Origin of the sequence: Methanoplanus limicola DSM 2279, assembly GCF_000243255.1 — an archaeon.
GTDB classification, from domain to species: domain Archaea; phylum Halobacteriota; class Methanomicrobia; order Methanomicrobiales; family Methanomicrobiaceae; genus Methanoplanus; species Methanoplanus limicola.
Genome location: NZ_CM001436.1, coordinates 392,706 through 407,976, shown reverse-complemented (window position 1 = coordinate 407,976; position 15,271 = coordinate 392,706). Strand labels below are relative to the sequence as shown.

General features: G+C 38.7%; 9 protein-coding genes. 3 read left to right on the top strand and 6 right to left on the bottom strand.

What is annotated here, in order from left to right:
- Positions 1 to 2: 2 nt before the first annotated feature.
- The gene (locus METLIM_RS01960) at positions 3 to 1,379 is read right to left on the bottom strand and encodes a hypothetical protein (RefSeq protein WP_157202205.1); all 1,377 of its coding nucleotides are present in this window, start codon (positions 1,377 to 1,379) and stop codon (positions 3 to 5) included.
- 211 nt (positions 1,380 to 1,590) lie between these two features.
- Complete coding sequence (locus METLIM_RS01955; protein WP_157202204.1) at positions 1,591 to 2,481, bottom strand: HFX_2341 family transcriptional regulator domain-containing protein; 891 nt, start codon at positions 2,479 to 2,481, stop codon at positions 1,591 to 1,593.
- 76 nt (positions 2,482 to 2,557) lie between these two features.
- Here METLIM_RS01955 and METLIM_RS01950 point away from each other — a divergent pair, with 76 nt between their 5' ends.
- Both METLIM_RS01950 and METLIM_RS01945 read left to right on the top strand, forming a co-directional pair.
- Positions 2,558 to 3,277 carry a hypothetical protein gene (locus METLIM_RS01950; RefSeq protein ID WP_004076175.1) on the top strand — a complete coding sequence of 240 codons (720 nt, stop codon included), beginning with the start codon at positions 2,558 to 2,560 and terminating at the stop codon, positions 3,275 to 3,277.
- Between the two features lies 1 nt (position 3,278).
- A complete protein-coding gene (locus METLIM_RS01945) occupies positions 3,279 to 4,571 on the top strand; it encodes a DUF7017 domain-containing protein (RefSeq protein WP_004076174.1) in 1,293 nt (430 codons plus the stop codon).
- A 1,206-nt stretch (positions 4,572 to 5,777) separates the two neighbouring features.
- On the opposite strand, the gene METLIM_RS01935 is transcribed toward METLIM_RS01945, so the two are convergent.
- Positions 5,778 to 6,356 carry a hypothetical protein gene (locus METLIM_RS01935; protein ID WP_004076173.1) on the bottom strand — a complete coding sequence of 193 codons (579 nt, stop codon included), beginning with the start codon at positions 6,354 to 6,356 and terminating at the stop codon, positions 5,778 to 5,780.
- Positions 6,357 to 6,360: 4 nt separating this feature from the next.
- Positions 6,361 to 8,232, bottom strand: coding sequence for a hypothetical protein (locus METLIM_RS15340; RefSeq protein WP_157202203.1), 1,872 nt, complete (start codon positions 8,230 to 8,232; stop codon positions 6,361 to 6,363).
- A 746-nt stretch (positions 8,233 to 8,978) separates the two neighbouring features.
- Between METLIM_RS15340 and METLIM_RS01925 the strand changes: the two genes are divergently transcribed.
- Entirely contained in the window at positions 8,979 to 9,359 is a 381-nt protein-coding gene (locus METLIM_RS01925) for a hypothetical protein (protein ID WP_048145485.1), read from the top strand.
- Positions 9,360 to 10,839: 1,480 nt separating this feature from the next.
- Here METLIM_RS01925 and METLIM_RS16395 read toward each other — a convergent pair.
- Positions 10,840 to 10,977: a hypothetical protein gene (locus METLIM_RS16395; RefSeq protein WP_157202202.1), complete on the bottom strand. Its 138-nt coding sequence runs from the start codon at positions 10,975 to 10,977 to the stop codon at positions 10,840 to 10,842.
- Positions 10,978 to 11,305: 328 nt separating this feature from the next.
- Complete coding sequence (locus METLIM_RS01915) at positions 11,306 to 15,271, bottom strand: hypothetical protein (protein ID WP_157202201.1); 3,966 nt, start codon at positions 15,269 to 15,271, stop codon at positions 11,306 to 11,308.

The following is a 15,271-nucleotide window of genomic DNA, read 5'->3' as shown; positions in this document are numbered from 1 at the left end:
TGTCAAATATTCCAGTCCCTTGGAATCCTAGGTTTTAAGGTGATATTTGGAGCACTTAAAGTTCCCCGGTTGTGTAAAGGTTCTCCAAATCCTTTTGAGAATATTTGCCCGTCGATGCTATTTTTTACTTGAATAAATTCGGAGGCACCGGATTTCAGGTATGATGAACCAACACTATTATAGGAATATCCACTTTTATTCGTAGGACAAAAAACAATATCTAAAACCGGTGTGTTATTCTGAAGCGAGACAGTATCTGAAAATTTAATCGTTGCACTTAGAGAACCTGTGTCCTGAGCACCATTACTTATTTTTGTATCTGATAATAACTCCGAATTTTGGATTACTGAATTGTTTACCCTAACAGTTTTAACATTGACAATTGAAGGATCAAAGGATAAATACAGTTTAAGCATTTCAGCATTTGTTAAATTATTTACTTCAATTGAACTGACAACTGATTGATTTGATGAAATGGTGCAATTGTTTATTTTAACCATTGTCTCTTCGGGATTTTCAATTACCTGTATGCTACCATTATTCAGTGTTTTAAATGGGTATTCAATTGGAATTCCATCTTCATTGATCGTTGAGTATGAACATTCCTGCCCCATTTCAATATCCCAGATGCCCTCAGTTAATGGTGTTAAGGCAAAGTCAAGGACTGATCTTGTGTCAGTAATATTTACATTATTATCTGACTTGAATTCGTAGTAAACACTCTTTCCTCCCCATCCACTTCCGCCTCCTTGACCTGAAATCGTGAATTCTGAAAAAGTTTCATTCTTTCTGCAGTCAAGATATATTCCATCAAGGTAAGAAAACTTAATGTAAAGATAGGATATTTCATCAACATCTTTAATGTCAAATATTCCAGTCCCTTGGAATCCAGGTTTTAAGGTGATATTTGGAGCACTTAAAGTTCCCTGGTTGTGTAAAGGTTCTCCAAATCCTTTTGAGAATATTTGCCCGTCGATGCTATTTTTTACTTGAATAAATTCGGAGGCACCGGATTTCAGGTATGATGAACCAACACTATTATAGGAATATCCACTTTTATTCGTAGGACAAAAAACAATATCTAAAACCGGTGTGTTATTCTGAAGCGAGACAGTATCTGAAAATTTAATCGTTGCACTTAGAGAACCTGTGTCCTGAGCACCATTACTTATTTTTGTATCTGATAATAACTCCGAATTTTGGATTACTGAATTGTTTACCCTAACAGTTTTAACATTGACAATTGAAGGATCAAAGGATAAATACAGTTTAAGCATTTCAAAATCACCCAATTCTGAAAGAAATATTGAAACAATCTGATTATTTTCATCCTCGATAGAAATGTTAGAGACAGATACTGTAGTGGCAGATTCAGCCATTACAGGGACAATATTAAAAAAAAGCAAAATAATTAGTAATAAATGTTTATACTTCATGATAATCCCAAAGTAAATATTGCAATATATCACTATTTAATATATCCATTTAAAAAGAAATTTTATAATCCGGTAATTTAAAATTTCAGAAAGAGTATCTTCACCCGGTTTATTAGGTTTGTAACTACCTAATGGGACTGAAAACACAGAATAATTATTTTATCCTATTCGGAGAAGAAGAGGTGACTTCTAAAAGACCACTAACACAGGCAATTGTCTCTCCGCTCTCTGTTAATTTAATATAATATTCTCTCCCTGATTTTTTCCGTTCGATATAGTTGTTTTCCAATAATTCAGATAAAAAATTCCTGTTTACTTTGTTCAGAAGGGATCTATATCCCATTCTATCAGTTATTTTAGTATCTTTTATGATTGAAGGACAGTTTTCAAAGCCTTCAACACTATTTTTATCAGAACCTAGTTTTTTGATAATCTCTAAAAGGCTTAATTTCTTTTCATTTTGTTCATAAAGTTCCTTCAGAATTATTTGTGATTCATATTTTGGCAGCATAATTTTGAATGGACTTAAAAGTTCAATTGGTCTGTTAAAATCTTCGACAATGCTAAGGCCATGTTCATAATATTGGTCACCATTATTGTCTGCGACATAATTATTTGCAGATACATAATATACCCCTACTTTATGAACCATAGCAGCCATAACAGCAGCAAATGATGTTTTTCTTCCGCATGCTGACATATTAACAAGGACATCATTGCCTTTCTTTTTCTCATTTACAATTAATATTGAGATAGCTTTCAAAGTTTCATTTATGTCGAAGAGATTTACTCTTTGATCAATAGCTTTTATCCCGGCTCTTTCAAGCTCAGTGATAACTTTCTTTGTAAAGTGATTCTGTTTTTTAAGCATATCCGGATTTAATTCAGAATTTACTGGTACAGAAAGGACATATGCTCGTTCCGCTTTTAAATTTGTAAAAGGAGCAATTGCACGATCATATTCATGGCCCAGCGGAATTATATGGATTCTTTCTCCGACATATTTGTTGGAGGTCATGGTTCCCACATTGTTCACATAGGTCATAATGTTCATGTTTATCACGTGAACTTATTAATCTTACTGTATGGCCTATACAGTATTGACCACAGGAGTGATCTAAATGGAAATCAATGAACACCAAAGGAAAAAAATTGTTGAACTGATAATGAGTAAAGTCGACCTCAGAGAGAATTACAAAGACTATAGCTGGAATAAAGATTCCTGGAAAAATGGATACCCAAACATTTGCAGACTTGAATTAATGGTTTCAAACCTTGCAAAGGAGAGATTACTTGACAAAGAATGTCTTATCGAAATTGCTCAATGGGGTGGCCTTCCAAAAATCTCAAACATCAGGTGTGATGATTATATTCGCATAAGCTTATACGATAAAGAAACTCCTTCCAAAGCATTTATTGATGAACCGGATAATGCGGTTTCTATTCTTCAATCACAAATCAAAGGATTTGGACCTACATATCTGACTAAACTCCTTAGATTTGCAGTACCTAAGGAGTTCGGAGCACTTGATACAAGAATTGTCAGAGTGTTTGGAATTGGTGATAACAATGTTTCAGAAATTCAACTGCTGAATTTACGGGCAACAAATTACAACGGACGATGGGCGATTCTTAAAACCCAACCGGGCTGGCCTTCAGAATATGGCAATTGGATTGCAATCCTTAAAGGAATAGCTGATGAGCTAAATAGGAGGGAAGTTGTATGCCCCCATCCGGAAAAAATGGTTTACTATGGCCTTAGAAATAATGGTGAATGGACTGTTTCAGACGTAGAGATGGGATTGTTTGCATACGCATCCAAAAAAATAATGGGGATTTAAAATGGAATCTGGGGATAATAATCGATTAAATGCGAATGAATTAAGAAAAAGTGGCAGGTATCTTGAGGCACTTGAAGAATATAAATTTAAGTGGGACGGAGGTCATGGAAATGAATATGATGCTGCCGGAATTTTGAACTGCTTAAGAAAATTAAAGCTGCTTAAAGAAGGTTTAGCCTTTGCTTTATCAATCCCCTCTGATTATTTCTATCTTAACTGGATAAGTAATGAAATATCATGGACTATTGCAGATATAGTAGATAATCTCTCTAAAAGGGGTGTTCCTTTAGAAAATATTGATCGTGAAGGAGAAAAGATACTAAAACTTAATGCAGCTGATCAAGCAGTAAATAAAATTGCTTTTGTGATAATGAAATCTGCAAAAGAGAACAAAAACTGGAATATTTTGCTAAAATGGGCAAATGCTGTAAATCCTGCATCTTTAAGCAAAGAAGGACTGACTCTTCCGGATGGTAAAAAAGGATGGAGTTATCTTGGGAGATGGACAAACTACAAAATAACAGCTCTTATTGAGACTGGTTCTGCCAATGAGTCTATTCAAATAAGTAAATGGGCTATTGATAATTTCCCAAACCACAAAAAATTTTTTGCATACAACCTTTTTAGAGCATACTCAAAATTAGAAGATTATGAAAATGCAGAAGAAGCATTCAATGATTTAAGAGTTATAACAAAACCTGATCCGTATATGTTCCATGAATACGGAAGTATGTTCATAAAATCCGGCAGAACTGATGAAGGTCTTTATTATTTGGTTAAGTCTGTTACAGGCAGTCAAAAACCTGAGTTCCTTGTAGGCTATTATGCAGATTTGGGTGATGTTTTTAGAAAAATTGGAATGGATAACGAAGCCAGGAATCATTATCTGCTTGCTGCTGCGGTAAGAGCTAAAAATAAATGGACTATTCCACAAACACTTCAGAAATCTCTTGAAGATATGCAGATTGGTTCTTTTGATGGAAATGTTGGGGAATTACTTTCTATTTGTAATGATTACTGGATGAAATATTTGGATGCAGGCGATGAATTCAAAAGAGAAATCCCTAAAGAAGAACCCATTGAAACCGATATTGTAGGAATTATTTATCTCGGTTATGAAGAGAGAGAATACTTCTTTGTTAATCCTCCCGGTTCTGAAGGTATCATTGGTTTTAAAAATGAGCTGACCGAAGACATTAAAGATAGATGTCAGGTAATTTTTGATGTTGTTCCTTCTTTTAATAAAAAGAGAGGTGAATGGTCCGAAAAGGCTGTGAATGTCCGGTTATATTAAATTTATATCTTTTTTTACTAATGTCAGGACATACGTTCTCCGGAGGATCTCTTTCACTTGCTTACCGGGTTTTAAGCTGATGAAAACGGGCCGGAGGAATTTATTATATCCAAATGCCGGCTGTTATGTTAAAACCCTCTTACGGAAGTTTTCACCATTACAAAGGGCCGGAAGTATTCAAATTAATAACGGGCCGGTTATTACTCTGAAATCCCCTGCCGGAAGTTTTCACTTCACCAGGGTTTTCCGGAGGATCTCTTTCACTTGCTTACCGGGTTTTAAGCTGATGAAAACGGGCCGGAGGAATATATTATATCCGGATGCCGGCTGTTATGCTGAAACCCTCTGCCGGAAGTTTTCACCGTGACAAACGGGCGGAAGTATTCAGATTAATAACGGGCCGGTTGCTATAATGGAATCCGGTTTGTCTGGAAGAGTGCTATCAGTTACTTAACGGTTGAGTGAACCGCCCAATTCCTCTGAGTTCCTCAGAGTCATTCGGCTGATCCCACTATCGCCACTGCACCTATTGCTGCGGCAAAAGGCTTGTGGCTTGCTCTCCGGAGTTGTGCGATTTATCTGGATGAATGGTTTTCTCAAACAATCCGGTTTGTCTGGATGTATTCTATCATAACAAAGGGCCGGAGGTATTCAGATTAATAACGGGCCGGTTGCTATAATGGAATCCGGTTTGTCTGGAAGAGTGCTATCAGTTACTTAACGGTTGAGTGAACCGCCCAATTCCTCTGAGTTTCTCAGAGTCATTCGGCTGATCCCACTATCGCCACTGCACCTCCTGCTGCGGCAGAAGGCTTGTGGCTTGCTTACCGGAGTTGTGCCGATGAGAAATAATAAGATAAGTTCAGATTGATGACGGGCCGGTTATTATACTGAAATCTCCTGCCGGAAGTTTTCACTTCACCAGGGTTTGCCGGGTGTGATACTGGAATCCGGTTTTCCGGAGTCTTTCCTTCACTCGCTTAATACCACTTCCGGACGCTCACTCTTCCCACCCTCGTTTCACTCAGGCGTGAAAAGTTCGCTATTTTTATCCGGTTTACTGGGCCTGCTAACGCCAAAGTGCCGCTGAGAACTCAGGGCATTCGGCTGTTTTACTACCGCCACTGCGCCTACTGCTGCGGCAGAAGGCTTGTGGCTTGCCTTTCCGAAGTTATGCTGATGAGAAAATTTCAGAAAAAAGGGAATTTACAGGAATTCAACATTCCGGACAAAGAAGTATGCAATCTTTGAAGCATCACCTATATCAACCTCACCATTGCCGTTGAAATCTGCTGAGATTTCCGGTTCTATCTTATCTGCTACCATGTAGGCAACCTTTGAGACATCACCAATGTCAACAAAGGCATTTGTATTAAAATCTCCTTCAAGTTCTGCAATATGGAGGTCAAATGTCCGGCTGTCTCCGGGCTGATAGACTAAAGTTTCACTGACATTATTGCTCCATATCTTAAAGATTATTTCCTGACTCGCTGCATCTGCATCTCCTTCAACAAGAAGCCGGTTGTCAAAAAGACCAACACCGCCGTAAAATCCGGCATCTGTTACAGTAATCCTTCCGGCCTCTTCCTCACCGATAAAGGCCCTGATGATTGTTCCGGCGGGAGCAGGTATGTCTCCGATTGTTACGCTTCCGGAGTATTCACAGGGGAATGTCGGGATTGTTTCAGAGTCAGCTGATGCGGTTGCTGTCAATATCCCAAATATTAAAATCAGTGCAATTATTGAGATATTTAAGCGTTTTAATGTAAAATTATGAAATATCATAATTTCATACCTCCATAGAGTTTATAGCTAATGAAGCGATTGTTCCTTCATCTTTCATCCAGACCCAATAACCTTTTCCGGGCAGCATAGATCTTGAATCTGCATAGTTCCCGCTTCCCCCGCTGATTATTGTGTCCTCAAAATTTTGCTCTTCTGCATCCCATCCAATTACTTTTGTCCATTTTTCTGAGACATCAATCAGGGTATCTCTTGTGGTTGCAGATTTTGTAGATGAATACCCAAGAGTGTTCCATCCGGCGCTGAGATGTTTGGATGGTGGTGTCTGAAGTGGGTTTGAATCAAATGTCAGATAAATGTCCTGGTTTTCTGTTGAATTGCTGTATATCCAGAGAGCATCAAGTGGTTTGATTATAGTGTCAGCTTTAACTGCATCCCACCCGCCGTTTGATCCGTTATACATGAGGGCCGAGTGACCTCCGGAATCAACATTTCCAAAGAGCTTTCCGGCTGTATTGTTTCCGCCAGAAGGATCAAGTTTTTTTGGTGTTGATATGAAGTTCCATCCATTATTGAGTATTATTTTCTCATATTTGTATTGTGGATCTGGCAAATCCGGATAAACAGTTCTTTGAAGGAGGAAAGGACCACTTGACGCTATATTTCCACTTGAATCTATCTGACTTAAACCAATAAGGGTTTGGTTGGATATTTCGTTGATTTCTGGAATATTGCCTTCAAGGAGGTATTCTATTTTGATTTCATTTTTATCTGAGGGATACTCCAGAAGGTACCCGGATATAATCAGATTTTTTCCTTTTGTTACCTGCTCTTCCCCATGACCATTGATTTTTATGATGTAATGCCACTCTGGATTGTCAAGTTCGGTATATGCTTTAAGTGAATGTGGTGCGGGAAAAGTTTGATCTCCTGAACTTTCCAATTCTGCATTAGCTTTTATACATACAGGCTCCTTTATTTCATATTCAGATTTGTCTGGTGATGCAGAAGCAGAAACAATTGCAGCTCCAATATCTTTTGAAACTGGCTTTACTGGTGTAGGGGTTGGAGTAGGTATCGGAATGCTGCTGTTGATTATGCTAAAGTTTGCAGTTGCAGAAACATTAAATTCAATAGATTCGGCCTGAACTTTGTAATTGTTCTCACTGAAGTCTGAAGTGTCAATATCCAAAGACCACTCATTGTAATTTATTCCTTCTACAACCTGAACTGTTGAAGAAATGTTGGAAAAATCATCAGTTTTTTCTTCGGAGACCTGGAAGAATGAGTCTGTTAGCGCAATAACAATTTCAGTTCCAACATCAAGGTTTGTTGTTCCGGATATTGTAAACAGATCACCGGCATGATGATCACTTATAGAGTCAATTTTGATCCATGGGTTCTCAACAATAAAAGATAACTTGTAATATGTGTCGTCAACATATGGCGAGTTTATGCCATCAATAAGCGCTTCTGAAGCATCAGAACCCTGTAGATAACCCACACCCCACACAACAAATGAATTGTAATATATATTTAATCTATCCTTAACAATCACCCATTGTTCTTCTGCATCCGTTATTACATCAAATTGCCCATTGTACATCGGGTGCTGGACAACTACATAATATTGGCCTGCTGAAAGATTTTTAGTTTCAGCAGATTCCAGAAGATATTCAAATGAATTATCATCATTTACAGTTTCAGTTACCATTCCTGAATACTGCATAGGAACTGCTGCTCCATTCCAATAATTCTTGCCAAAAATCCATATTGCAACACCTGAAGGCGGATCTCCTGTAGCTGTTCCCCTTATATAAAGATCATCCCCTTTTAAGATCGTTGAAGAAGAAACTGTGGCAGTGACAAACGGTTTTTCCAGAACGATTGAAACAGTATCATATTTTGTTAATGACAACAAGGATTTGTTAACAGGATTTGCGGTTGCATAGATCGTATAGGTGGCTGCATCAAGTAATGCTCCGGATGTATTCCATTTGTATTCCCAAGTGTCATCTGTTTTTACTGCTGCATGTGTATTGTCCGGCGAAGTTGGATCTGTGCTTACAGGTGTCTGAGGATCAGTTAAAACACCTCCATTTAGCGGCAGGTTTGGTCCGGTTATGAAAAGATAGAGATCATTTGTATCTGTGTTTGTTCCGGAAAATGTAACTTCCTCGCCAAGATAATATGAACCGTCTCCGGATGATAAAACTGTAATTGCGCCTTCATCAATTCTAACATTAACTGTGCCATATTCTTCTGCCATAACCGGTGAAATAAGCAAAGCAGAGAATAATGCGATTGTTACAAGTAATAGCAGTTTATAGAATTTTGTTGCTCTTTTTGCTGATTTATGCGAATATTTTTCTTTCTTTATGAATAGTTGTGTCTCCATTGATCAATCCCTCTTAATTTGAATATTTCAAGAGAATAATTTCTGATTTATCATTGCTAACGTAATGACTAATCCAAACATCCCCAAATATCTTATGGCCTAAAATAATTATCCTAATTTTTAATTACTGTCATTTGGATATTTAATTTTGAATAATATAAGGGTTCCTGAATTATCCATGTTTTAAGCTGATGAGAAGGGGCCGGAAGTTTTCATCATAATAAAGGGCCTTAGGAATTCTGATTAATAATGGACCGGTTGCTATAATGAAATCCGGTTTTCCGGAGGATCTCCTTCACTCACTTAACACCACTTCCGGACGCTCACTCTTCCCGCCTTCGTTTCACTCAGGCGTGAAAAGTTCGCTATTTTTATCCGGTTTACTGGGCCTGCTAACGCCCAATGCCGCTGAGAACTCAGGGCATTCGGCTGTTTTACTATCGCCACTGCACCTCCTGCTGCGGCAGAAGGCTTGTGGCTTGCCTTTCCGGAGCTGTGAAATTTATCCGGCTGAATGGTTCTTCTCTGATTATCCGGTTTGCCGGAGTTATGTCGATGAGAACGGGCCGGCTGTTGTTCTGAAACCCGGTTTTCCGGAAGAGTTCATTTCACCAGGACTTTCCGGAGGATCTCCTTCACTCGCTTAATACCACTTCCGGACGCTCACTCTTCCCACCCTCGTTTCACTCAGGCGTGAAAAGTTCGCTATTTTTATCCGGTTTACTGGGCCTGCTAACGCCAAAGTGCCGCTGAGAACTCAGGGCATTCGGCTGATCTACTATCGCCACTGCGCCTACTGCTGCGGCAGAAGGCTTGTGGCTTGCTTTTCCGGAGTTGTGCAATTTATCCGGCTGAATGGTTCTTCTATGATTATTCGGTTTGCCGGAGTTATGTCGATGAGAACGGGCCGGCTGTTGTTTTGAAACCCGGTTTTCCGGAAGAGTTCATTTCACCAGGACTTTCCGGAGGATCTCCTTCACTCGCTTAATACCACTTCCGGACGCTCACTCTTCCCACCCTCGTTTCACTCAGGCGTGAAAAGTTCGCTATTTTTATCCGGTTTACTGGGCCTGCTAACGCCCAATGCCGCTGAGAACTCAGGGCATTCGGCTGTTTACTATCGCCACTGCACCTCCTGCTGCGGCAGAAGGCTTGTGGCTTGCCTTTCCGGAGCTGTGAAATTTATCCGGCTGAATGGTTCTTCTCTGATTATCCGGTTTGCCGGAGTTATGTCGATGAGAACGGGCCTTTGTTACTCTGAAAAACCCTTGCCAGCAGTTTTCATTTCACCAGGACTTTCCGGAGGATCTCCTTCACTCGCTTAACACCACTTCCGGACGCTCACTCTTCCCACCCTCGTTTCACTCAGGCGTGAAAAGTTCGCTATTTTTATCCGGTTTACTGGGCCTGCTAACGCCCAATGCCACTGAGAACTCAGGGCATTCGGCTGTTTTACTACCGCCACTGCACCTCCTGCTGCGGCAGAAGGCTTGTGGCTTGCTTTTCCGGAGTTGTGCAATTTATCCGGTTTAAAGGGATTTTCTGATTATCCGGTTTGCCGGAGTTGCGCCAATAAGGAAGGATCGACTTTTCTTCTTAAATTTCCTGACGGTAGTTTTCACTTCACCAGGACTTTCTGGAGTTATGTCTATGAGAACGGGCCGGCTGTTGTTTTGAAACCCGGTTTTCCGGAAGAGTTCATTTCACCAGGACTTTCCGGGTTCTGTGCTGAAATCCGGTTAAGTGGGTTTTTGTAACGCTTGCGCTGAGCCAGCCATTTCTCGCGCAGGGGATGGACAGGCATCCCCTCGCTCGAAATGACTAAAAGGGTTTATACAGGCTGTGTTACGCTGCGCTGAGCCGGCCATTTCTCGCTTCCGGGGATGGACAGGCATCCCCTCGCTCGAAATGACCAAACCCCTCCCGCCGCAAAAGCGGCTCCTCCCCCAGGGGCAGTAAATAGGATAAAAATCCTCAAAGGATTTTTTCATTTTTGTTTCTTCCCTGATGTAGCCAGGAAAAAATGAATGTCATCATCTTATGCCCATTTACACCCATTTAAAACCCAATTTTTGTCTTTTAGAGTTTTAAGGTCATATTAATATTATGATTACTTAAAAAAGGAATTTATTTTTTTCCTGCATTTCTTGCAGAAGCAGACTGTGCTCTTGAAGCAAAGCCGGAGTTCTTACCGGACTTTGCAGAAGCGGACTGAATACGTCCTGCTGCTGATGGAGTCATAGCTTTTTTACCCGTAATTATCACCTCCTTTTGACAGAATAAAATAGGCAAAAAATCAAAATATATGTTACTTGAAACAATTTCATAAATATGAAACAATTTCCTGATAGATAATTTTTGCAGTCAGATAAATTTTCACAATAGAAGTATATTTGGTTAAAACAGAAATTACCAGCATTATAATTAAGTCACTTATCGACAAAGGCACAGAGGTGACAGATAAAAACAGGTATTATTGGAGATTATTATCCTTCCCTATTATATTGGAACTACAGGGAATATCAGAGATTTCATGAATCCGATTTACTTTCCAAATCCAGTTCCCTTTTGCAGAAATTTAAAATATGAATGATTATTCTGAAACTCTCTCAAACTCTTCCATGACAGATCGTTCATAATTCCTGTACCATATTGACTGAAGTTCCGGCACAGAACTCAGACATTCATTTTCAAAAATAAATAAATCATCATAACTTTCTAAAATCCCGGCAACTTTATTCATTACAGGTTCGATCTCATCATCTCTTCCCAACTGATATAACGGCACCAGCATTGCACACAAGGCATCTTTGTTCTCCGGATTTTTATTAAGCAGGCGCTCTGCTTTTCTTAATTCCTCTTCGGCATTCTTTACTAACTCATTACATTCCAGTTTATATTTAGTAAAAGAATATTTTAACTCATCCTCTACTACAACCTTGTCTCTTTCCAGATCATCAAGAACCTTTCTGGCAGGTCCGTATTTCTTAGAGAGATTAAGGCATTTATAATCTGAAACCTTTTCATAAATGTGTGAATACCTCTCATATTTATCTGAAGCCTCGTCCGCGAAATCCATGTAGTCATAATAAAGTCTGGATTCGTGTTTACTCTTTGCTTCTTTGGCTAATATTTCACATATCCTGTATTTATATGATAGAATGTGTATGTCCCATGGTTGAATTTCAAGACATCTGTCGCAATATTTTAATGCCGAGAGGCTTTTCCCATGAAATTCACAGGATAAAGCTAATTTAAATAAGAGATCACAGCTTTTCATTGAGCCATCCCACCTTGTCTTTTTCTGGGTTGACCCCCATAAATGCTGAATCAGAGTGTTCAGTCTGCCAACAATATCCCTTTTAATGGTATCCAGATCTTTCCTGTTTAAAACTCCGCCATGAGCAACGTAATTTCTTGTATCAACAATTGCAGAGCATGCTTCTTCAATTGAAGTAAGGCACTCTGTGGAATAATTACTGCATAGATATTCAGATATCTCAGCAATAAAATCAGGGCAATCTTCAGAAATATTCCTGGTTTTTAAGATATTTTCCCGTAAAAGTTTACCCCATGAACCCAGACTGAATGAATGACGTTTCTCTCCTTCAATCAGTGATTTTGCAATCCACGGCAATCCTTTTAATTCTTCCAGTTCATCATCAGATCCAAATTCCCCGACAACACCTGACCAGACCCCCTCATCCAGCAGTGACTCAAGACCTTTGGCATATTTAAGAACCGGACCGGAAAAATCAAAATTCTCATCATAATTATCTCTGCAGATTGTGAAATATTCATAATCAGCTGATTTAAATGACATTACAGCGTCAGAACAGCCTTTTATTGCCTCAACCCTCACATGATCTTCAAGATAACTATCCAGTTCGACTAAGTACTGGAGTATTATATTATCACGAGGACCTCCGGAAACAGCAAGCTCAAAACACTCCCACGCCGATTCAAAGTCAAGCTGATTCATGTAGATGACGCCAATGCGTTCATAAATACTGGTATCTTCTTTAAAGTTATCCAGCTCCTTAAGAGCCGATTTTATGATATTCCTATGCCTCAGGTCAGTAGTATTAGTTACTGTGCCCAGAACTTTTTTTGCATTTTCACGCCAGTTTACCAGATACTGGTTGGGCTTTTTATATTCCTCAATTGCTGTAGTATCCCCGGAATATTCTTTAAGATAGGCCAGGCCGTAATGTAGGTCTCTTTTTCTCGAAAACCAGTTATCTATTTCCTGTTTCTTATTATAAGACACTGATTCAGATATTATATCCGGATATAAACTGCTTATTGCAGCAGGCTGATTTCTCTCAGCATCCGCAATTTTTTGTTCAAACCATTCTTTACACAACGAAATTATGGAAGCCCTTATTGAAGAATCTGCTATTATTTTGTAATCCCGTGTGTATTGCATGACACAATCAAATAAGGGAAATATGCACTCTTTTAGAAATTCACTTTTTTCTCTTCTTACCTCAACAGCAATAAACTCTATAAGAAAAGTACACTGCTCCTTTTTTAGGTCATCAATTTGTCCATAAGGACCTCCCAGCCATTTTTTAATGGCACCAAGGATAATTTCCCTCCCGGAATCTATGTCTCCTGAAACTACCTTACATAAATAAAAATAAGCTTCAGATAATGGCGGATAAGAAATACATGAGCATTCCTGATTTGACTTAATGGACTCATCAAGAGCATTGCAGATCGCCGGACAATCCTCTTTTTTATCTTTGGAAATATGATACAGGCATCGTCCGGCTTCAGCCATACCATCTTTGTATTCTCTCTCACAGGTGCCAATCAGAATCTTTCCCTTCTCGTATATATTGCTAAATTCAAAAACATCTGATCGCCTGAATGGGTCGCAATATCCTAATCTGGAATTAATTTCCTTAAACCGAAGTTTACGGACATACCCTAAAAGATCATAAAGCTGCCTCTTAAAGGAAAAAATAAAGTTCTCAGCCTCCATCTCTTCAGCAATCACATACAGATGACTCAGAATAATTGCCTTTGCATCAGCAGAACGCTCCGGCAGAGATTCAGCAAGACTAATTATATTTTCTTCCGCCTCATCAGTATTGCCACATAAGAGGGATTTTTTAATGCTGACAATCTCCTTAAAATCATCCTGAGAGTAGATTTTTGGCCTGGTTTTCCTTAGAAAGTCCGGTTCTTCCGTCCATAAAGCACCACAATACTGGCAGCAGTCATAAGAATCATTGAGAATAAATTCCTCATTATCAAGATTACCGGATAAGATATCATGTGCCTTCTTATAACATTCCCTGGCGCCTTCAGAATCACCGCAGAGCCACAATGAATCCCCTAAGAAAAGTGTCCAGTTAAATCTTTCATAATCAGTTAATGAATCACGTGAGAGAATTTGTTTAATTACAACTGTTCTCTCCTTTGCAGTAGAGATGCCTAATAATAAACCATTATTAAACCATGCAACCGGCCACTCTGAGATATCATCCGGAATTATTTCAAACCTTTTCTCCTGATTTAAATATTCCACCTGTTCGTCATATGATTTCTCCGAAAACCAGAATTCCGCTGCAATAGTCAGAGCATCGGTAGTGAATTTAATATAGCGAAGACAGGTGTATTTTTCATCATCAGAACCGGAACTGTATCCATAAAAATCATACCAGAAATCAGAAGGAACCAAAACAGAAAATTCCGATGCAAATTTATCCCTTATCTCCTTCATAAGAGGTGCATAATCCTGGCCAAATGGAATAATTTTATGGTGAGGAAGATATTTCCTGGGTTTAAATTCATTTAAATCAGACTTTGGATCCAGAGACGTTGCATTTGGAACAGAATAAAAATCAGGAAGATTATCATTTAAATTATAAAAATATGGGATTGTAATTTTGGATACAAAATACTCCTGCCAGGAAAGTTTCAGTTCTGTACCTTTTTCCTGATATGTAAAATATCCCAATATCTCCATATTATTCCATGGTGTTGGGTATTTACTGAGATATTTCAGAACAGGATGAATTTCATTGCCAATATTTCCATATTCCAGCAGATATTTGATTAAATTGTCATTGAAAATATTCCGGGCAGGAAATAATAAATCTGAATAACCATTTTCGTGCCTCTTAAACAGGGCCTCAATGACAGAATATTCTGGGAATTCAGAAATTACAGATGATTCTGAATTTTCAGAGATTTCAGGACTATCGGACATTTTTGAATTATTTAAGGCACTATTTTTACATTCATGCGGGAAATAGTATTCAGCATATCCTGTAGAGGTTAAATTCTGTAGATTTTTTATATATATGAGTGCTTTATCCAGAAATCTCTGGTTTTCACCTTTTTTTAGTTCATGATATACATCCTGTAAAGTGCCGGCATCAGAGGCTAACTTATATAGAAAACAGCTCATTCTTCCAAGCTGATTGTTTAAATCCGTGATATCTTCATCAGTTAAATATTCTGCATTCTCCTGTATTGTCTGGATCTTTTTTATGCGGTGTAATTCATACAGCGACCACTGAAAAACAACATGTGGTACCTGCAT